The organism is Planctopirus sp. SH287, from assembly GCF_056500625.1.
In genome coordinates, this window is the sequence record NZ_CM151403.1 from 4294536 (window position 1) to 4314600 (window position 20065).

Below are 20065 nucleotides of genomic sequence, written 5' to 3' on the forward strand. Positions count from 1 at the left end.
AGCACCTATGAGAGCCATGCCCGCCGTTCTGTCAGCGGGCATGGCTTGTGCATTTCAACGCCTGCCTGCTGAACAGCCAGGCCCGTGACATCACCGTAATGACGCCATCACCGAATTTCCTGGCACGAGCCTGACTCGCCAGAAGTGGCCAACTGTGTTACGACATTTCCTGGAACGTGCTCAGCGCCAGAAATTTGCTGTTCAGGGATGATGTTGTGTTTCTTAAAGACCTGTTGCTGGTTTTTCTCTGTGCCGGTGTCGTTGTTTATCTCTTTCAACGGCTGCGCATACCCACTGTCGTGGGGCTTCTGGTCACAGGAGTGCTGGTTGGCCCTTATGGCCTGAAAATCATCGATGATGTCCATCGCGTTGACCTGTTGGCCGAAATTGGCGTGGTCGTGTTGCTCTTCACCGTCGGGTTGGAGTTTTCGCTGTCTCGAGTGGTGAAGATGGCCCCTTTGATGATGCAGGTGGGGCTGCCGCAGGTGGGATTCTCTGCCATTGCGGGGATGCTGGCCTGCATGAGCGTGGGGGTGCCGTGGAATTCGTCGCTTTTCGCAGGCATGCTGGTTGCCATGTCATCCACCGCGATTGTCATCAAGCTGCTGGCCGACCGGGGAGAACTGGGGACACCCCATGGCAGGATTTCTGTCGCAGTGCTGTTACTTCAGGATCTGCTGGTTGTCGCCTTTGTTCTGATGGTTCCTTTACTGGCTGCTGAAGCGGGGCAGCATAGTTCGTTTCTTGTCGATGTCTCGCGGGGCATGCTGATGGTGCTGGCTATCATTGTCGTGGGGCGTTATGTCGTCCCGCCGATGCTTTACCAGATTGTGCGAACCAGGAATCGCGAACTGTTTCTGATCTCCATTTTTGTCATCTGTATTGGAACAGCAGCTCTAACCAATATGGTTAATCTCTCCTTGCCGCTGGGCGCTTTCCTGGCCGGACTGGTGATCGCTGAATCGGAATATGGCCACCAAACACTCGCAGAAGTGATGCCGTTTCGAGACACCTTGAGCAGCCTCTTTTTCATCTCGGTCGGAATGCTCTTGGACGTCAATTATCTCCTGACACATGGGATCTCTGTGACGTTGCTTCTGGCCGCTATTTTGCTGGTGAAAACGTTAACAGCCACGATTCCTTCGCTCATGGTCGGCTACTCTTTACGCACCGCAATCCTGGCGGGAGTTTCACTGGCTCAGATCGGGGAATTCTCATTCGTACTGGCCAAAAGTGGCCTGGATTATCAACTGATTAATCAGGATGAGTACCAGTTGTTTCTTGCGGTCTCCGTGCTTTCGATGGTCGCGACTCCTTTAGCCCTGGATGGCTTGCCGCATTTGATCGATCTGATTGAGAAGATCCCCCTCTTTCGTCGCTGGCAGAACTCGGCGCACGACAACGAAGGGCTATCGGATGAGCTTCATGATCATGTGGTGATTGCAGGCTATGGCTTTAATGGCCGCAATCTGGCAACCGTTCTTAAAGAACTGAAAATCCCTTATGTGGTTCTCGACATGAACCCGCAAACGGTTCGCCGGGAACGAGCGCTGGGTCAGTCGATTCATTTTGGTGATTCCGGACGGGAAACAGTGCTGGAGTATGTAGGGATTGAAAAAGCCAAAGCACTGGTCGTCGCAATCAACGATCCCATCTCGGCCAGACGAACAGTGCAACTGGCTCGGCGGATGAATCCTGATATCCATATTGTGGTCAGAACCCGCTACTTTACTGAATCCTTTGACCTCAAGCATCTGGGCGCGGACAGCATTATCTCTGAGGAGTTTGAAACGTCGCTGGAAATTTTCGCCCATGTCCTCCGGGAGTACCATATTCCCGGAAACATGATCAATCGGCTAGTGGCCAATATCCGCACCGATCATTACCAGGCTTTCCGCGGCGAGTCATTAGGACGTGCCCTGCTCTCTATCTCGCCAGATGGAAATCTGGATGCCCAGTTTGAAAGCTGCCAGCTGACACCAGAGTCTCATGCGATTGGCAAAACGCTGGGACAACTTCGCTTGCGAAACCTGACCGGGGTCACGGTTGTAGCCGTGAAGCGCAAGGGGCAGGTCTTTACCAACCCCGCTGCCGATCTTCTGCTGGAACTGGGAGATGTGCTGGTTCTGCTGGGCGAGCCAGAGCAGTTCCAGACAGCAATTGAACTGCTCGAACTCCCCGCATAAGACTATCCAAGGATTTAACGGCACTTTGCGCGCCATGCTTACTTTGTGTGTCATACTGCTTTGCGTGCCATACTTGCGGCTTTGAGGAGCAAGCATGCTCTGCAGTCTTCTTCAGGATCAATATCAAACGCAAGTCCGGCATACTCACGCAACCCCAATCCACGTCAGGGAAGCGGCCACAACGGGGCAGCGAATCTTTAGCCAACATCCCGGCCGATAGGCCCAAACCCCGCAAGGGGATTCCGATGGGTGAGGGCTGTTTTTAATAGATATTAACTACATAAAAACGCCTACTATCGCCAAGCATTTACTACGTAGGGTGCATGAAGCGCAGCGCAATGCACCAACTCCCAACGACTACGTTCAAGTAGCAATGAACCGCTATTAAACAGTAGGGTGGTTTAAGGCTTTGCGCAACCCACCATCTCTACTACCACCCTGACGGCGTAAGACCCATTCGTATATCAACAACCGGCCCCCATACGCCGTACCAAACCCCGCAAGGCGCAAGGAAGGAGCGGCCACAACGGGGCCGCGGATCTTTAGCCGACGTCCCGGCCGATAGGCCCAAACCCCGCAAGGGGCACACAGCCAGATTCTGCCATGGTCACGATTCATTGTGTGGCTTGATGGCCGATGCGGGCAGGTTTTGAATGGGCATGGCCGCCGGTGCGACGTTCAGGCGTCCTGGTTCGTCAAAGGCCGCTTCAATACTGACAGCGCTGGCTGTCGATAAAGCCGAAGGCTTGGTTGAAGGATCCTGCTGATTACCCAACCGGGCAATGCCGACAGCACCCGAGTGTGATGACATCGACTTCTCGTGAACAAGCTGACCATTCACGAAGTAATCTGTCCCGATTTTCTTCGTCACGCGAACAGGCGCTGAAGGAACGGGTGCCGGAGGAATCATCACATTCACGGGCAGCCCGGCCGTGGTGGGCGATTCATTCAAAGCAGCGGTCGTTGGCACAGGTTGATCCAACCATGGTACTTGTTGTGGTGAGATTTGCACAGAAATCGGTGGCGACACCGGAACCAATGTCGTGGAGCCGGACGTCCCTGGATTCTGTGACTGAGTCTGTGGCTCGGGTGACACTACGGGCGGGTTGCCTTTAATCTCCGGTGTGACGGCAGCAGGTGCTGGCGTCGGAGTCGCTGGAGTTGGAGTTGTTGGAATCACTGGAGTCGCAGGAACCACCGGCACCTGAACTGGCACGGGCTTGTTTTCACTAGGCATGGGACTGTTTTCAGAGACCACGGGACGAGCCAGTTCTGGCTGTGCGGAAGGTAAAACGGTTGATGGCATGGGAGCGGTTTGTGGAATGACCGCCGTTTCCACCTTACCTGGGGTGGTGGGGGACTGCGTATTGGTTGTTGCAGGCTGCTTAATGATTTCTTCAGCGACTTGTGGCTTCGCGACTGTCACAGCCTGTGGCCATGCCCGACTGTGATAGATCTGCAGGGCGTTTAATGAGTGATAGAGCGGGCCACAATCGGAGGGAGCCTTGCGGTGATCGATCATATCTTTGGAAAGGGCGGCCGCCGCGTTTCGCACCCAGGCTTCATGGAGGCGTTCTGCGGGCAAGGCTGCTGCCAGAAACTCCAGAGTGTGCCCGGTCGTATTCAAACGTGAGTTCAGGTCTGAAGTGTAACCGGGGCCTTGATAGAACTTGCTGGAAAACGTGCCATCAGGATTCTGCATCGATCGTGCGGTTTCAATATATCGTTTGATCTTATAGTCGGCTTCAAACCAGACACCTTGCAGCGGGAGTCCTTCAGCAATATGTTTGTCACGGGCACGAGCCAGTGCGAACAAGCCGTGATTACCGCCGCAAGCCCCTTTTTCCACAGCGGCAGCATTCTGAATCTGCACCAGTCGTTCAATGCTCCAGGGTTCATTGCGAGCATTATTCCAGCGGGTGTTGGTCGGATAGTAATGCACCAGTGACCACAGCACCCAGGTAATTTCTTCGCGATCATTCACATCGCGCATCGCGGTCTGGAGCATCTCCGTGATTGTGACGTTTCGCGTGGGCGTCTTGAACTCGAACGTCGGCGGCAGGTTGGACTCCGAAAGCAAAGCCAGCGATTGAGCCGGATGACCTTCAAAGGCATAGGGGCGCGTGAAGGGGTGAAACTTGCCCCCATTGGCGGTGATCAAGATCCAGGGACGACCATCGAATTGAGGATTTGATGTGGCCATCCATTCAATCGCCGAAACTTTTTCTGTCCCCAGCTTCAATTGGAACTTCTCGTGCAATGCAAGAATACCGTGAAAAATCTGCCAGGGAGTGTGCACATTAGCCGTCAGATACCGCTGACTGGTCACTTGAATGGCCGTGCCAAGTTGCTTCTGGAGTGGATCACTCAGAGGATCATTCGCGGGATAAGGTGGCGCCGGAGCACCGAATGTCGTCAGCGGTACCACGGGCACTGGCACAACAGGAGTGGTCACTGCACCCTGGGCTTGAGTGGTGTTTTGCGTTGCGCCAGTCGTCGCTTCTGATGCGGGCGATCCTGAAGTCGGAGGCAATGAAGACGGGCCGGTGATGACACCCGTCTGGGCCAGCCCCGAAGTCATGTTTCCCAGGGAGAACAACCCCAAGGCTAACACTCCCAGGCAACACCGCATTCTCAGGCAACACCTGGGCCAATCCATGAAGCAGCAGCTTCCACTAACCATTTCTTCAATTCTCATATCACTTGATTTTGCAGGAGTGTGCCGAAACGCTTCCGTGGCGAAAGATGCCCGCATACGATTCCCAAGCCTTCCATGCTGGAGAGGTCTTTTTATGACATACTGCCGATTGAGCGCGACAGAGTATCAAGCCATTGTCCAGTCCGTTGAACCGTGCATGATCCACAACGAGAAGGCCAGACCAATCAGATGCCCCAGTCTACCAGAACATCCTGATCGATCACGTGACGAACGCTGGCCCTAGCGCTGCCTATCGTGATTTCGGCTGAATAACCCGTAGATGTTGAACACGATTCATGTGTGTTCTGTGAGCGTCCCCTTCATGCCCACAAGCCCGATTCTATTGAGGGGAATCCCCTTATTTCAGAGACAAAAACGATCCAAAGCGATTTATTCTGTCTGAATGTCTGGCAGAAGCTGCCGGTCAGATCACGACATAAAGAGGTCTCTCTTAAAAAGGTCTGCTCCGGGTGACATTCCAGCGATCGCTGATTTTGCCAGATTTTCCGCTGGCACGCATCGTTTCTCTCAAGAACTGGCACTTCGATATTGAGTCAATGCAAATTGAAAGATCCCACGCGCCACCAGCAACGAAAGCCCCGCCAACCCCAGCGTCAGCACAATCCAAGGTGAAGGAGCCTCAATCATTGACATGATCACCTGCGAAGGAACCGTCACAACCAGAAGGATCGGGATGACAAACTGAAAGGTGAACCGAATCAACTCACCAGTTGGCGAACCACTATAAATACTGGCGGGATAGCGGGCGAACACCGTCACATAGAACCAGAAGTCCAGCAGGCCCTGGTTCCGCCCCAACCAGATACTGGCGGCTGCCAGCGAGATCATCAGGCTGTAAAAAAAAGCCACTGCCGACACAATCAGCAGGGGATAGATCACCAGCACCCAGCCACTCGGCAAGACACCATTCTGATACAATGAGTAAACCAGAAGACCCAGCGCAAAGACGATCTGGTTCGCCATCGACAGATCCATCTTCTCAAATGAGACAAGGAACTGAGTATCAATTGGCTTTAACAGCGCAAAGTCCAGCGATCCTGTCCGGATCATCTCGCTAAAGTTCGCACAGTTGGGCATGAAAACGGCCTCAACAATGGCGTTGATCAACATCCCCGTCGCCATAAAGCCGAAATACTCGGCTCGTGTCCAGCCATTGATTTCAGAGACCGCGCGAAAGATCAGATCAAACATCAAAATCTGGGCGGCAAACCAGATCAGCCGTGAAAACAGCGTGATCATGAAATTACTGCGAAACGACATCTCCCGCACCAGCGCATTACGGAAGAAAACCGCAAGCACACGGAAGTAGTTCGCCGGGAGGGGTCGCTCTTCGGCCATTATCCCACAGACTCCACACCGGTTTCTCCGGCGGTCACTTCTCCAATACGGACAGGAGACTCGCCCATGCTTCGCAGTTGTTTCTCAATACTCGCGGCGAATGAAGGTCTGACGATCAGAACAAAGCCGATCCCCATGTTGAAGACCTTATACATCTCTTCGCGGTCGATTTTTCCCAGTTTTTGCACCCAGGTGAACAGCGGAGGAACCTGCCAGGACGACCGGTCAACGACAACGTGCGCGCCAGGTGGAAGGAATCGCTCGATATTATCCTTCAGCCCCCCCCCAGTGATATGAGCCAGTCCGCTGACCGCAATGCGGCTGGTGTACCGATGCAGCACACTCAAAACAGGTTTGACGTACAGCCGGGTCGGAGCCATCAAAGCTTCGCCGACAGTCGTTCCTAGCTCCTTGATCTGATCATCGACCTGATGGCCAGCCAGTTCAAAGACAACCTTGCGCACCAGACTGTAACCATTCGAGTGGAAGCCGCTGGATGGGAGACCAATCAGCACGTCACCCGGCTTGACAGCTTTGCCATCAATCAATCGCTTCCGCTCGACAACACCGACGCAGAAGCCGGCCATATCAAAATCGCCCGTCGCATAGATATCAGGCATAATGGCGGTTTCACCACCCAGGAGTGCCGCACCACACTCTTCACAGCCTTTGGCCACGCCAGCAACCAGGTTGGCCACCAGATCCGGGTTATCTTTTCCCAGCGCCAGATAATCCAGAAAGAAGAGAGGTTCAGCCCCCATGCATAGGACATCATTGACCGACATCCCCACCAGATCGATGCCGACCGTATCAAACTTCTTCAGTTGAATGGCCACCTTGAGCTTGGTGCCCACACCATCCGTCCCGGAAACCAGAACAGGATCTTCATAGCTGTGTTGCCCCGGCTTTCGACTATGGTTGAGTCGAAACAAACCGCCAAAAGCATCGTTGATCGGCACCACACGGGGGGTGTGAGTCCGTGCCATCAGTGCCGGCAACCGGCGCATGGCCTCGTCGTAAAGTTTCAGATCAACGCCAGCAGATTCATACGTCAACGAGGCCATCGGGCAGCACCCTTGGAAAACCAGCAATTTGCCAGCCCGGATTGTAACTGCCGGGTTCCATTTTCGCACCGCTCGAACCAAAGCAGCGCAGGTTCCTGGCTTCCGATTTCCGCTGAAACGAAATTTGGATTACGATTTCATGCAGTTTTTATCCGTCGTTCAGGAACAAATGACTGTGAATGACTCTGTTTCAGAAGAAACGCCACCCCCCTGGTATGCGGAGGGTTTGCAATTTCACTGCACGCAATGCGGCAACTGTTGTACGGGAACGCCCGGTTATGTCTGGCTCAGTGAGGTGGAACTGCGGCAGATTGCCGACTACCTCCAGACAACCACCGGCGAAATTCGTGTCATGCACACAAAAACCGCGTTGGGAAAGCTTTCCCTGGCCGATCACGCCAACGGGGACTGTGTCTTCCTGGACGGCTTCACCCGCAAATGCCGCATCTATCCCGTAAGACCTGCCCAATGCCGCACCTGGCCCTTCTGGGGCAAAACGGTCGAGAGTCCCGCAGCGTGGCAAGCCACCTGCGACGTTTGCCCCGGAGCCGGTCGCGGCGAACTTGTTCCGCTGAACATCATCCAAAGGCAAGTTGCAGAATCTCGACTCTAATCAGGCTGCGGAAAAACTAAGTAGTCCGCCTCATCTAAAGTTGTGGGGATGAACCAATGAAAAAGTCCATAAAGCACTTCGGAAAGGCTTCATGGACTTCGCAAGGCATCAAAGTTGTCGATTCACAATTGGCGGCACCTATTGTTCGGTGGGTGCGGCTTGCGGCTAAGGAAAAAGCATTGGTTTAGAACTCACCCAAGACTTCCCCGCCCGCTTTTGTTGCCAGACCATTGAAGGTCTCCAAAGCGATGTTTTCAGAGAGGAACATCACTTTTCCGTCGCCAAAGACAAAGTGAACACCACCCGTGTGGACACTGCTGTAATTGCCTTTGTAGTGCTGCGATTGATTGGTGGAACCAGTGCCATCGCCATTGATACGCCAAGGCATGCCCGAAGCAATTCCGTTGGAATAACCGAAAATCGATTCTGTTGTGTACTCGGTTATACCTGACCCCCACCGATGCCCACCCATCCAAACGCCAGCAAAGTAGGAACCTTGAGAGGTCTTTTCGCCCACCATAAATGTATTGCTTGCGCCATCAGTGATGTCGCGGATTCGTAGAACACTATTTTCTCGAAACAAGGGATCTCCTGAAGAAAAGGTACTGGCAACATAATTCGATTTGCCAACCTGGTTACTTCCCGTGAGTGGAGCCTGGAGATTTACGCCCCAATCCGTGTTGAGATTCCCTGAAGGATCGGAAGGACAGATGTAAGCAGGTTGAGCGGTTTTGGCGAGATCGAACAGTGCCTGGGTACCTGAGTTCCAGTCCCGTGCAAAATTCGAGGATTCTGCCGCAATCTTATTATAGAGCGGTGTCTGATCAATATTGGGAAGCAGGAAGACAGCCCAGCCAATATTTGGCTGGCGTGGAAGTGTTGATGCCCAGGTCGCTTTTTCTACGATATTTCCCGGAGGAAATGCGTTAAAGGTGTCGTGATAATTGTGCATCGCCAAACCAATCTGCTTGAGATTGTTGCGGCACTGAGTCCGACGAGCGGCTTCCCGTGCCTGCTGCACAGCCGGCAACAACAGCGCAATCAGAATCGCAATAATGGCAATCACAACCAATAGCTCGATAAGCGTGAACCCGCGCTGACGACTTTTCATAGAGAATCTCTCAAAAAAATAAAAAAAGCACTCGAAGTCTGTTTTACCAGTTGCCTGATTCAAGATGTTTTGACTGCCGTATCCGCGCAGAAAAAACAGAACCCATCGCTGCAAAAAGGAATATGACGGACAAACACATCTACAAGTAATCATATACACGCATGGAGATACGCTTGCAAGTCGTGAAATGATGCTTTGGCTTTGATGGACAGAGAAATTGAACCTGCCAGAGCGCCTCCAGCAAAAACAGGTCACGCGGAATGAGTAAAAACACCTACACACACAGGAGTGTCCGCATACCGACTGCCACCACATCCCACCGTCCCTTCTTGTTGACTGCATGCGATCTATCAGGTGATCCTTTGGACAAACTCATAAGGAGCAAGTCCCTCACGCGATCACGAATTCTTCCCCTCAAAACTCCCTGCCAGCGGCAGATAAAGCGGAGTGGCTACGCATCCCTCTTGTGGTTGAGTATGCTGACTCAGTGCGGGTGAAGGTCTGGTCAGTCCTGGTTCGCACGTCAAATCTTTGACATCGCCCAGCAGAGCAAATCACAGTGAATGAGTCAGTATGCCCCCGGATTCTCCTCAGACTTCACCATCAACCGAAACCCCTCATGTTGTTGCAGCATCGGTTGAGCCTGTCTCTTCTTCCGCCACGACAGTTCCTGCCCAAAACGCGGTCGCAGAGGCTTTCCCCCTGCCACATCCCACCCGCCGGAACTACACCTGGTTCTGGTGTCAGATGGTTTACAAACTCGTCTTTTACCCCTGGTTTGGATACCAGCAGCGCGGCGTGGAGCAACTCAAAACCTGCGGCGGAGCTTTGATTCTCAGCAATCATCAAAGCTTTCTTGATCCCCTGCTTCTTCCCCTGGAACTCGCACGCCCGGTCACTTATCTGGCACGCAGTACATTATTCAAAAAGCGATTTCTGGGAGACTTCCTGCGTACAGTTTATGTCGTTCCCATTGACCGCGACTCGGCTCGCGCCGGGAGTTTGCGGGAGATGCAGCGGCGGCTCGACCATGGTTTCCTGGTCGGCATTTTTCCCGAAGGAACCCGTTCGATTGATGGAACCATGGGGCCACTCAAGCCAGGATTTCTGGCCTTGTTGAGACGTGCCAAAGTCCCTGTTTATCCCGCAGGGATTGCCGGGGCCAATCTGGCACTCCCTCGGGGAAAGCTCATGATACGCCCGCGGCGAGTGCGCGTGGTGTTTGGCAAGCCGATCCTTCCCGAAGAGGTCGAAGCCTTTGGACGCAAACAGGATGATGAACTGCTGGAACTGATCCGCAGCCGAATTGCAGCCTGTGCAGAAGCGGCCGAAGCATGGCGTCTGGGCGGCCCAGCCCCCACCGGCCCACTGTAAATCAGACTTCTTCAAACTGTATCAAATCAAAAATCTCGCTGATACAAAACAGTTATCCATCAGGTGCTGAAGCGGAGCACACAGGTGAGTGCAGCATACTTCTGGCCCATTGTGTTGGGATTAGGGTGGGGAGCCGCCAGTTGGTCGCGTCGCTTAACGGCCTCCTGGTTGGGCAGCGTGGTTGTGGCGATTTCCATGGTGGCTCTCTGGCGGGAAATGTCATTCGATCGCACCGCTTCATCTGGCATGACTCTGCAGCAATTGCTCTGGTGTGGAGTGGTGGCTCTCTTTGGTGGCTGGGCCTCGCTGCGCTGTGCAACACCGCGAACTCGTGTTGTCAGCAATTTGTTACTGGCAGGCTCTGTGGTTCTTGCTGCGGGAGGGGCGATGCTCTCACAAGGTCTTGCCGCCAGTGTGCTGGTTCTGATCTCGGGAGGATTATGCCTGAGCCTGGTGGTCTGGAATACGCCACAATTTGTCGCATTCCCTGACGTGATCGCTGCTCAAATCGCCGCTCAACAGGAACAAAAACGTGCGGAGGGGAAAGCGATTGAAACCGTCCTGCTGGTGCGTTTTCGGATGACAATCAGCGCGATTCTGGGAACTGTGGCGTTGCTGACGGCGGTCATGTGGCTGGGAACATGGGAGCCTCTCTCTTCATCGCATTCTCTGGGAAATGTGCTGCGTCCGCTTCAGGACGAATGGCCGGCATTTGTGATTCTTGCCGGCCTGCTGCTGGTGGTCGGCTGGAGGGTCATGGGCCAATCGCCGGCTGAGACGCAGCCACAAGCATCATCTTCGCGGCTTCCATAATTGAAAGACTCACCCACAGGCCCGAAAGGATTCTCAGATGGAGATGGCATGTGCCGGGCTACTGATTCTGCTGATCGGTATGGCCCGCAGTTTGAGCGGGCGCCCCAGTGACCGCAACAACAGTCTGGCATGTGCCGCCTGGGGACTGACATTACTTTTATTAAGTGTCGCCAATGGAACCCCCAGCGGCTGGCTGCTCATGATTCCGGGAATTACCCCTCTGGCATGGCTGGTATTGCTCTGGCTCTGGTCAATGAGACCTGCCCAGCAGGAGCTTTCACCATCAGCCAGCCTGGACACTTCGACCATCTCTCCTGACCTCTCATCGTGGCAACAGGAACAAGACCTCGTGCGTGCTGATAGGAAGCTTCAGCAGCAGGCAGAGCAATGCCTGTCGGATCGCGTCGCTTTTCACGAGTGACCGATCAATATTGACGACCGCATTCTTTTGGAACACCGTTTTACAAAACCGTGACGACGTGCCGGCTGCCTGAAGAAACCCGTTTATAGAATCAGAATTGGAGGGACAAGCGGCAATCGGTATAAGGTGGCAGCCTGAGACCATCGTGTACGACACAAACCATCGCTGATTTCCGATGCTGACAAATCTCTTCTGGATGATTCTGCTGAGTCTGTTTTGCCTCCCACTGGCAGGATTGGCGGCATTGTCACTGATCGGGTCGCCGGTCTGGTGGCCTGGCATGGCAAAAAGCCGGGCATCGGCAGAATCCTCTCTCCTCACTTCAGGAAGCGGTACCATTCTCAGGCTGGCCTGGGGAATGTCAGCAGCGGGAGCGTTGGCCCTGGCCTTGCCCATTCTCACGTTTGGAACCCCAACTCCATCAGACGATAGACTCACGGCAGAAAACGAAAGCTCGTTGGCAAATAACCGCCAGCGTTTGCAGGTCACGGTCAATTGTTTTGAGTCGTGGCCACAGATCTCCACCCTACCGGGGGGAATGGCGGGGAAAGAAAATTCCTCCCTGATATCACATCAGAATTCGGGAACAGCCAGCACTCCTCCCCTTTGCTTGCACCTGATTGGTGAATGGCCTCTCCTGCTGACTTTGAGCATGATTTGTCTGTCAGGCACCCTCACGCTGAGCCGATCTCGCAGAGCGATCGATGTTGACACCTCGCAGTCTTCTCTCGTGATGACTCGCTGGAGAGACTGCGGGGCTGGCCTCATTCTTTGCGGATTAATGCTCCTGAGCCTTGCTGGCGAAGTTCTCGTCATGGCGTTTGGTTCCCATCTCATCACCTGGGGAGTGCTGCTCGGGAACTTACCCGCCAGCGAGGAACATTCCCGCGTCCAGGACAGCGTCATCAGTCTCCAGCGTTGGCTGCTTCATCAATTTCCCGGCGACATGTTGCTGGTCGCTGTGAGTGTGCTGCTTTGGCAAGGATTCGGAGCCACAACCTTTGCAGAGCTTTCAACCCTCTCTGAACCAACAACTTTTCAGCTGGGATTGATCGAGATCCTGGGCATCGTCTGGTTCATGGGCTGCCTTCCCAAGCTGTTCCTGTTTCCTGCGGTCTTGCCCGCCAGAGAATTTGAACGAAAGCCCGCGAGTCACCGTTGTTTTTCTCTGGCCATCAGCAGTGCGGCGGCCGGAATTCTGTTGCTCGCCCGCGCTTTCGGGCTTTATGCACATCCGGGAATGGGTACCGATTCTGCCGCCGTTCAACTGGGAATGCAGATCGCTGCGATTTCCAGCGTTGCTTGTGGCTGGATGGCCCTGGCAGGCCAGGTCAAAAGTTCTCCACCTGCTCACACAACGCCCGAGTCTGGTCTGGTTCGCGGCGAAGTATCCCTTTTATTCGCCACGCTCACCAGTCTCTCCGCCTGGCTTTTTTTTCAGACGATCCCTCCATCAACCATCATTCAGGAAAAACCGTCTCAGGAAAACGAGCCTCTAAACAGCTTGTCTCCCGACCGTATGGACACGATGGCGGGGGCTGTGGCCTCCGATGAATTCATTCAATCCCTGAACCTGATGTCGCTGTTGGCTCCCTGGTTGCTGGGCTGCTGCCTGCTGGTAATATCGCCGCGACGCTCAGCTTCCAACCCGATCTTTGCTGCGATGTTTGTGCTGGGGTTATCACTGCTGCCTCTCCCTTTCACAGCATCGGATATGAACTGGACGCAAGGAGCCGTTTTTCTGGCCATCTTTCTGTTCTCGGCAGGCGTCTTCCCTCTCCTCTGGAACTCTGGCCTTCCAGAGTCTGGCCTTCCAGATCAAGAGAACCACTCTGGTACATGGGCAATCATCGCTCCCAACATGGTCTTACTCTTCTGCATGGGTCTGCCGGGCGTGGTGTTGCTCCATTGGTGGGTTGGGAAACCGATTCCCTGGAGTCCCTTGGCAGGAATAGCGCCGGTTGCCGTGATGCTGGGGCAATTGGCCCCATGGTTTCTCCGATCTTTTCCGGCAGCAGGCATGGTCTTGCAAAAAATAGCCGGGCCTCTGCTGGAAATCGCGCGCGAGTCATTCCATCTGGGAGGCATCCTCTTCTGGGGGATCAACCTTCCCGTCCGGGGATTGGCTCAATTAGTGAGGTTCAGTGACTGGTATTTCATTGATGGTTGCTGGCAACAGGCCGGCAGCCTTTCGATGCAATGCGGGTTGTGGTTGAGGGGATTGCAGACAGGCCAGATCACTCTCTACGCTCTCGTGCTGTTCCTGATGGCATCCCTCTGGATGATCCTGCTATTGAATCATTGATGGGGATGATGACTGCCCACCCCGGCAGAACGCACATGTCATGGAGAACTCTCCATAAAAAGGACTTCCGGTGAGTGAAGGCTGGGTATGGTTGATTCCTGCGGTCGTGATCCTTCCCGCCTTAGGCAGCGGGCTGGCGCTGGTTTTTGCCAAAGCAGTGAACTGTCCTCAAAACCTCTATCGACTGCTCATGATCTGGCCCTGGCTGACGGTCGTGGCCTTGTTTCTGGGACTTGTTGCCTTTGTCTTGATCGGCACTGATCGTCAGGCCGCTACGGCCGAACTCCTGACGCAAACAGACTGGTCACAGTGGCTGAATCTTTGGCAGAAACAGTGGCTGAACAAGAACGTCCACCTTCATCCGCTGACATGGCCATCGCTGCTGGTTTTGTCGCTGACGGTGTTGATCGCCACGCCGGGTGTTCTGGTGCCACGCGTGCGACAACACTCCGACGATCCGCCCGGATTAGAGACCAGATTACAGACCGGATTACAGATCAGCGCAGACCTGTCCAGGCTGTCGCTCCTCCTCCTGATCCAGACTCTGTGGACAATCAGTTGGCTGGCGGCTGACTGGCGAGTCAGTCTGGCGACGTTCGATTCAGGCTGGATGCTGGGGATGGTCGGACTGTTGTTGGCTTCACCGGGGGCAATGGATCATTCCCCTGCGGGAACAGCCAAAGCCTCAGGCGCGGGGCATCATCGCCAGCATTCCCTTGTAGGAGTCGTGGCATGGCAGGGATTGGCCAGCCTGGCATTATTTGTCGCGATGGTGATGCTCTCTTCGATCTCACCGGTGTTGAAGTCAGACCTCGTACCGACTCTGCCAGAAGTCAGCTTTCGTTATGACGAACTGATCAGTCAAACGGTGCGGCTGACCGGTCAGAATGAGATCGCCCTGCGTGTCTGGCAATCGGCGTCGGGAGCAATCTTACTGGGGTTGCTGGCTGCCGTCTGGATTCGCGGCGCATGGTTTCCTTTTCATGGGTGGTGGTCACATTTGAGCATCACGCAAACAATCCCTCTGTCGGTGTTATTGACATCGGGGTTTGCATTAAGCAGTTTGCAAATTCTGCAGCGTCTGATCTGGCCATTGTTTCTGAAGGAATGGCCAGAACTGGGACTCTGGTTAGCGTGGCCTCTGGGATTTGGTGTGTTGTGGCTGGCCAGCCTGGCGCTATCGCAGACTGATCTACGAAAGATCATCACGTTTTCCACACTCACGCTACTCCAACTTGCGGCACTCGCTCACTTGACGTCGACGTCTGCCGGGGCTTTCGCTGGGCAACGTTTGATTTTTGGAGGAATCCTGTCAGGCGGCTTTCTCATGCTGCTGCTCGCCTGCCTCGAAGAACAGTTTTCCGCCAGAGAAGTCGATGGCTGGGGGGGATTGGCATGGCATCTTCCTCGATGGTCACAGGCGTTTGGTGCAAGTAGCTGGTTGCTGGCCGGGGGCTTACCAGGCACCGCGGCTTCGGGAATCTGGTTGTTGGTCGCCACACGATTTGCCCAACAATCCGGCTGGTCTTTCCCCATGATCATCAGTTGGATGATCCTGATCTCGACACAACTGAACGTCACGCTGCGGATGCTTTCCGGGCGTTCCCGCTACCCCACGGTGCCACACGCGTTTCAGCCATCCAGGCAACAGGAACGCGATGATCAACCGCTGATGCCGGATCTTTCACTCATGGGAACGATCGCTTTCATCGTCGTCGCTTCTGCCCAGGTGCTGCTGGGGTGGTTTGTATGACGGGAAACTTCAACCTGCTGGGAATTGTCTGGACACTGGTCGCACTGGTCGGCCTGCTGGGATTTCGACGCGCCCCAGGATTGTGGATCGCTCTGGGAGGCTGGCTGCTGGGAATAATGGCCATGCTGACTGATGGCTTGCCAGGTTTCTGGAACCAGCCTTTGGTGCTGACTTCGGAGTCACGCTGGTTAATGCTTCTGATGGTGAGTGTGGTCACGGTCGTTCTTGGGAAGATTTATTCTTCTCACCGGATCGTCACCATTCTCAGTGAGAATGCGGCCTCCTTGCCTGATCCGCCTCTCAGGCCATTTCCCCCTCATGCCTGCTGGTTACTGCTGGCTGGGGGAGTATCCGCGATCATGGCCACTTCGCCGACATCCGTCGGCTGGTTGCTGGCGTGGGAGATTCTCACCCTGACACAAGCGGGGCAGATTTTGCCTCCCTCATGGGGAGATGCGATTCAGGCACAGCACATCCGGCAACAGATTCGCTGGAACCTCTCTTTCTGGCAAATCATGACATCACTGTTTCTCTGGAGCGGATGGGCCATTTCAGGCATCGAAGGGCGATTCTCCAGCGAAATCATGGATTCTGGAATCAGTAACCCCGGCAGCAACTGGCAGCTTGCTGGCTGGTTGCTGATGGTGTTGGGATGGGCGGGCCGTACTTGCGTCATTCCCGGACATTTTGTCTGGATCGACACGGCCACCCTTTCCACCGAATCATCGCGATTACACGACTTGGCCATCGCCGAGAAGAATCAGGCGATGTGGGATTTTCAAGGGGGCCAGCTTATTCGCTGGTTGGCCGCTTTAGGGGTTGTCATCCCTCTTGCCCATTGGGAACCACGGGACAATCAGACGTCCCAACTCGTCTGGTCGCTTCTGGGGGGATGGACAGCTTTGTGGGGCGGGTTGATGCTGATCTGTCAGGAAGATTGGCGGCGATGGAGGGCCACGCTCCTCATGACAGCCACCGGGAGTTGGGTCTGGAGCTTAAGCCTGTTACCAACGCTGCCGGTCTCTGATCAACAGCACTATTGGCATCTCCTTGTCTATCTGGCGACATTGCTGTGCATGGGATATCTGTTACTGCTCTGGGGAACCGACCGGGCCACCTCCACGGGTCGCCGACTCGAATATCTGGAAGAATGGCGAGGGCTTGTCACCCATTGCCGAAGCGGTGTGGTGATCGTCGCTCTCGGGATCATCCTGTTAAGCAGCTTTCCAACAGCACTCGTGATGCAACTGCGCACCGACATTCTCATGAAAGCCTGGCCGATGACAGTTCAGGCAGACGATTCCGTCACGGCTTCTGGCTGGGTCATCGTTCCGGGCACCTGTTTGATTCTGGCAGGGAGCTGGCTGACACTGATTGCCGCTTTCAATTGGCTCAGCATTGCGATCCAGGGAGTCGCCATCGGTGCCCGGAAAGCGCCCTTCTCAATCAGTGATCCCCTCTTGTTGATGATCGTTCTTGGCCTGACGATTTTTCTGGGAGGGATCTGAGACTGTGATTCTCTTTGATGTCACAGCAAGCCCGGAAGTGATCAAAAACATCCAGACAGTATAAACAAGTACACACCTCTCGCCGACCGGGCTTGAGGTCACTTGGCCGACTCCCTATGATCCGCCGTTCTGTATTTCAAGTTACCCGAAATTTCCGGAAAGTAGTCCGCGCGAACGACAACCGGAATTTCAATGACCTTTATCAATGAGTCGCCATGCGTTTTCTGCTGATTGATCGCATTACCAGTCTCGTGCCCAACGAGTCGATTACTGCGGTCAAGAATGTGAGCATTGCCGAGGAATACCTGGCAGATCACTTTCCCGGCTTCCCCGTGTTGCCAGGGGTTTTCATGCTGGAAGCTCTCACTCAAACCGGTGCCTGGCTGATGCGGGCCAGCAACGACTTCGCCTACAGCACGATTTTGCTGAAAGAGACAAAGGCGCTAAAATACAACGCCTTTGTGGCCCCCGGTGACCAGTTGCAGATTTCCATGACCGTCAAGAAAAAGTCGGAAAACATCTGGGAATTCATGGGTTCCGGCAAACTGGCCAGCACACAGGAATCGGCCGTAAGTGCTCGTGTGATCCTGACGCAGTTCAATCCCGGTGATCGTGATGCTGCTGCCCGGCCAGCCGATGAGGCCCGAAAGGCCTGGTTGCGACAACTGTTTCCCACGTTATGGTCTCCAGCAGACGCGGGGAATAACTTGGGATCTTAGCAGGGCTTTCCTGGCTTTATCGAAAAGGCCTTAAGTTCTTCGCAAGATCCGTTTTGAAGTGCCCAAACAATATCGATTTCAAGCCAACTGGGCTGACGAAAAAGGAATATCGTATGGATTTGACGGGACGTGTCGCACTGGTCACAGGCGGAAGCCGCGGGATTGGTCGAGCCATTGTGATCAAGCTGGCCAAAGCCGGTGCCAAGGTGGCGTTTGTCTATCAATCAAGCGAAGCCCCTGCTCAGGCCATTGTGGAAGAACTGACCGCTGCCGGGCATGAAAGCTGGGCCATCAAGTGCGATGTCGCCGACAAGGTCGCTTGCGATGCCGTCGTTGAGCAAGTCGTGGAAAAATGGGGCAAGGTCGACATTCTCGTCAACAATGCCGGCATTATCCGCGATGGTCTTCTGGCCACAATGACAGCTGAACAGTGGAAGGCTGTCATCGACACCAATCTGACAAGCGTCTTCAATTTCTGTCAGGCCGTCACTCGCCCCATGATGTCCGCCCGATATGGCCGCATTGTGAATATGTCGAGCGTCTCGGCTGATTTCTCCAATCCCGGACAGGCGAACTACGCCGCCAGTAAGGCCGGCATTGAAGGCTTCAGCCGGTGCATGGCTGTCGAGTTAGCCAAGCGAAACGTCACGGTCAATTGCGTGGCTCCCGGCTTCATCGAAACAGATATGACGGTCGCCGTGGTGAATGCTGCTGGTGAACAGATCAAAAAAGCAATTCCCTGCAAGCGGTTAGGGCAACCTGACGATATTGCCTATGCCGTCCACTTCCTGGTTTCCAACGAAGCCAGCTACATCACCGGCCAGACCCTGAAAGTCGACGGTGGATTAACATTAGGGGGAATGGGCTAACCGGTAGTGACACTGTACAGTTCCCAAAAGCTGCCGGAATTGTTCATCTAAGCGACACAATCAGTATTTTCAGAAGGGTTCGCGTGGGTTCGATCTGGCAGAAGCGTGTCCGACATGCCAAGATCTGCGAACACCTTTGATATCGGACAATACTGCGGATCATTCGACTACGTGAAATTCGAAATGATCCTACGAGGAGTGATTGGATGCCTTCACGCGACGAGATTTTCGAAAAAGTTCGTGACACACTCTGCGATGCTTTGGGAGTGGACGAAGAGGAAGTGAAAGAGTCGTCGACACTGTTCGGCGATCTGGGGGCTGAGTCAATCGATATTCTGGATATCCTCTTCCGTCTGGAAAAGGGATTTGGAATCAAGATTCCTCGGGCAGAACTTCTCCCTGATAACGTCACAGCTGCTGATCCCAACTTTGTAGCCAACGGCGTCCTGACTCCTGCCGGTGTCGCTGAACTGAAAGCCAAGATGCCTCATGCAGACATCGATGCCTTCGCCGCAGATCCGAAAGTTGAAAAACTGCCAGATCTCCTGACTGTCAAAATGATTGTGAACTTCCTGGAAACCAAGCTTGCCTGATCTTCCAATGTTCTGAGGTCGCTCTTCGTTCGGTGTTCCGCACGGAGGGCAACATCAACATGGGATCAGAAGCAACGAATCAAAAACCTTCTGCACGCACGGCTGGGGAGCTTCTCGCGTGCAGAAGGGGTTTGGTCTTTTCGTAGCTCTCCCCGTCCGTACCTTGAGATTGCCATGCGCTGGATGTGGGTGGATCGTTTCGTTGAATTTGAGAGCGGAAAACGAGCCGTCTCAATTAAAAATGTCTCCATGGCGGAAGAACATCTTCACGACCATTTCCCGGGCTTCCCGGTCATGCCGCACTCCCTGATTCTGGAAGGGTTGGCACAGACCGGTGGAATCCTGTTGGGGGAAACTCACCAGTTTTCACAAGTTGTTGTGCTGGCTAAAGTTCCTCGCATGACTTTCCACAGCTATGTCACTCCCGGTGAAACGCTGACCTATCGCGTCAACCTGGAAGATGCGAACCCGGAAGGTGGCATGGTTTCGGCCACAGCACATGCCGGTGAACGATTGGTCGCTGATGGCGAAATTCTGTTTGCCCATGTGAAGCCTGACCAGGCGGGATCAGTCCGGGTGGATCAGAAAAGCTTTGTCTTTGAACTGCTGCGCGGCGTTCTCGATGTAGGGAAGGCCGGTGATCCGTCACTGCCGACTGCTTGAGTTTTTAGCCTGTGTT

General features: G+C 54.3%; 16 protein-coding genes. 12 read left to right on the forward strand and 4 right to left on the reverse strand.

Translation table 11 applies throughout. From position 1 onward, the window contains the following. The first annotated feature begins 215 nt into the window (after positions 1–215). A complete protein-coding gene (locus SH287x_RS15945) occupies positions 216–2186 on the forward strand; it encodes a monovalent cation:proton antiporter family protein (RefSeq protein WP_479515375.1) in 1971 nt (656 codons plus the stop codon). A gap of 607 nt (positions 2187–2793) precedes the next feature. Here SH287x_RS15945 and SH287x_RS15950 read toward each other — a convergent pair. The 3 genes from SH287x_RS15950 to purM all read right to left on the reverse strand — a co-directional run bounded on the left by SH287x_RS15950 (position 2794) and on the right by purM (position 7307). Further along, a complete protein-coding gene (locus SH287x_RS15950; RefSeq protein WP_479515376.1) occupies positions 2794–4791 on the reverse strand; it encodes a hypothetical protein in 1998 nt (665 codons plus the stop codon). 621 nt (positions 4792–5412) lie between these two features. After that, positions 5413–6243: an ABC transporter permease gene (locus SH287x_RS15955; RefSeq protein ID WP_479515377.1), complete on the reverse strand. Its 831-nt coding sequence runs from the start codon at positions 6241–6243 to the stop codon at positions 5413–5415. Continuing rightward, positions 6243–7307, reverse strand: a complete 1065-nt coding sequence (gene purM / locus SH287x_RS15960) for a phosphoribosylformylglycinamidine cyclo-ligase (protein ID WP_479515378.1) — start codon at positions 7305–7307, stop codon at positions 6243–6245. The genes SH287x_RS15955 and purM overlap by 1 nt, the downstream gene beginning before the upstream one ends. A 139-nt stretch (positions 7308–7446) precedes the next feature. Here purM and SH287x_RS15965 point away from each other — a divergent pair, with 139 nt between their 5' ends. After that, on the forward strand, positions 7447–7920 hold the full coding sequence (locus tag SH287x_RS15965) for a YkgJ family cysteine cluster protein (RefSeq protein WP_479515379.1): 474 nt from the start codon (positions 7447–7449) through the stop codon (positions 7918–7920). A gap of 184 nt (positions 7921–8104) precedes the next feature. Here the strand turns inward: SH287x_RS15965 and SH287x_RS15970 are convergent, their stop codons facing one another. Continuing rightward, on the reverse strand, positions 8105–9031 hold the full coding sequence (locus tag SH287x_RS15970; protein ID WP_479515380.1) for a DUF1559 domain-containing protein: 927 nt from the start codon (positions 9029–9031) through the stop codon (positions 8105–8107). A 573-nt stretch (positions 9032–9604) separates the two neighbouring features. On the opposite strand from SH287x_RS15970, the gene SH287x_RS15975 reads away from it, so the two are divergent. The 10 genes from SH287x_RS15975 (at position 9605) to SH287x_RS16020 (ending at position 20049) form a co-directional block, all read left to right on the forward strand. Next, entirely contained in the window at positions 9605–10405 is an 801-nt protein-coding gene (locus SH287x_RS15975; RefSeq protein ID WP_479515381.1) for a lysophospholipid acyltransferase family protein, read from the forward strand. A gap of 84 nt (positions 10406–10489) precedes the next feature. Beyond that, a complete protein-coding gene (locus tag SH287x_RS15980; protein ID WP_479515382.1) occupies positions 10490–11218 on the forward strand; it encodes a hypothetical protein in 729 nt (242 codons plus the stop codon). A 37-nt stretch (positions 11219–11255) separates the two neighbouring features. Further along, positions 11256–11639, forward strand: a complete 384-nt coding sequence (locus SH287x_RS15985) for a hypothetical protein (protein WP_479515383.1) — start codon at positions 11256–11258, stop codon at positions 11637–11639. Positions 11640–11814: 175 nt separating this feature from the next. After that, entirely contained in the window at positions 11815–13944 is a 2130-nt protein-coding gene (locus tag SH287x_RS15990) for a hypothetical protein (RefSeq protein WP_479515384.1), read from the forward strand. A 70-nt stretch (positions 13945–14014) separates the two neighbouring features. Next, positions 14015–15697 carry a hypothetical protein gene (locus tag SH287x_RS15995; RefSeq protein ID WP_479515385.1) on the forward strand — a complete coding sequence of 561 codons (1683 nt, stop codon included), beginning with the start codon at positions 14015–14017 and terminating at the stop codon, positions 15695–15697. Then, positions 15694–17205: a hypothetical protein gene (locus tag SH287x_RS16000; protein WP_479515386.1), complete on the forward strand. Its 1512-nt coding sequence runs from the start codon at positions 15694–15696 to the stop codon at positions 17203–17205. Before SH287x_RS15995 ends, SH287x_RS16000 begins: the two co-directional genes overlap by 4 nt. A 215-nt stretch (positions 17206–17420) precedes the next feature. Beyond that, positions 17421–17924 carry a 3-hydroxyacyl-ACP dehydratase FabZ family protein gene (locus SH287x_RS16005; protein WP_479515387.1) on the forward strand — a complete coding sequence of 168 codons (504 nt, stop codon included), beginning with the start codon at positions 17421–17423 and terminating at the stop codon, positions 17922–17924. Between the two features lie 113 nt (positions 17925–18037). After that, a complete protein-coding gene (gene fabG, locus SH287x_RS16010; RefSeq protein ID WP_479515388.1) occupies positions 18038–18793 on the forward strand; it encodes a 3-oxoacyl-[acyl-carrier-protein] reductase in 756 nt (251 codons plus the stop codon). Positions 18794–18999: 206 nt separating this feature from the next. Further along, positions 19000–19386, forward strand: coding sequence for an acyl carrier protein (locus SH287x_RS16015; RefSeq protein ID WP_479515389.1), 387 nt, complete (start codon positions 19000–19002; stop codon positions 19384–19386). A gap of 174 nt (positions 19387–19560) precedes the next feature. Next, positions 19561–20049 (forward strand): 3-hydroxyacyl-ACP dehydratase FabZ family protein, encoded by a 489-nt coding sequence (locus SH287x_RS16020; protein WP_479515390.1) that lies wholly within the window; start codon positions 19561–19563, stop codon positions 20047–20049. Positions 20050–20065 lie beyond the last annotated feature (16 nt).

Excerpts from the sequence above, each read along its gene's own strand:
- SH287x_RS15955 (WP_479515377.1), bottom strand. The coding sequence starts at position 6,243 with ATGGCCGAAGAGCGACCCCTCCCGGCGAACTACTTCCGTGTGCTTGCG.
- purM (WP_479515378.1), bottom strand. The coding sequence starts at position 7,307 with ATGGCCTCGTTGACGTATGAATCTGCTGGCGTTGATCTGAAACTTTAC.
- SH287x_RS15965 (WP_479515379.1), top strand. The coding sequence starts at position 7,447 with ATGCAGTTTTTATCCGTCGTTCAGGAACAAATGACTGTGAATGACTCT.
- SH287x_RS15970 (WP_479515380.1), bottom strand. The coding sequence starts at position 9,031 with ATGAAAAGTCGTCAGCGCGGGTTCACGCTTATCGAGCTATTGGTTGTG.
- SH287x_RS15975 (WP_479515381.1), top strand. The coding sequence starts at position 9,605 with ATGCCCCCGGATTCTCCTCAGACTTCACCATCAACCGAAACCCCTCAT.
- SH287x_RS15985 (WP_479515383.1), top strand. The coding sequence starts at position 11,256 with ATGGAGATGGCATGTGCCGGGCTACTGATTCTGCTGATCGGTATGGCC.
- SH287x_RS15990 (WP_479515384.1), top strand. The coding sequence starts at position 11,815 with ATGCTGACAAATCTCTTCTGGATGATTCTGCTGAGTCTGTTTTGCCTC.
- SH287x_RS16000 (WP_479515386.1), top strand. The coding sequence starts at position 15,694 with ATGACGGGAAACTTCAACCTGCTGGGAATTGTCTGGACACTGGTCGCA.
- SH287x_RS16005 (WP_479515387.1), top strand. The coding sequence starts at position 17,421 with ATGCGTTTTCTGCTGATTGATCGCATTACCAGTCTCGTGCCCAACGAG.
- fabG (WP_479515388.1), top strand. The coding sequence starts at position 18,038 with ATGGATTTGACGGGACGTGTCGCACTGGTCACAGGCGGAAGCCGCGGG.
- SH287x_RS16015 (WP_479515389.1), top strand. The coding sequence starts at position 19,000 with ATGCCTTCACGCGACGAGATTTTCGAAAAAGTTCGTGACACACTCTGC.
- SH287x_RS16020 (WP_479515390.1), top strand. The coding sequence starts at position 19,561 with ATGCGCTGGATGTGGGTGGATCGTTTCGTTGAATTTGAGAGCGGAAAA.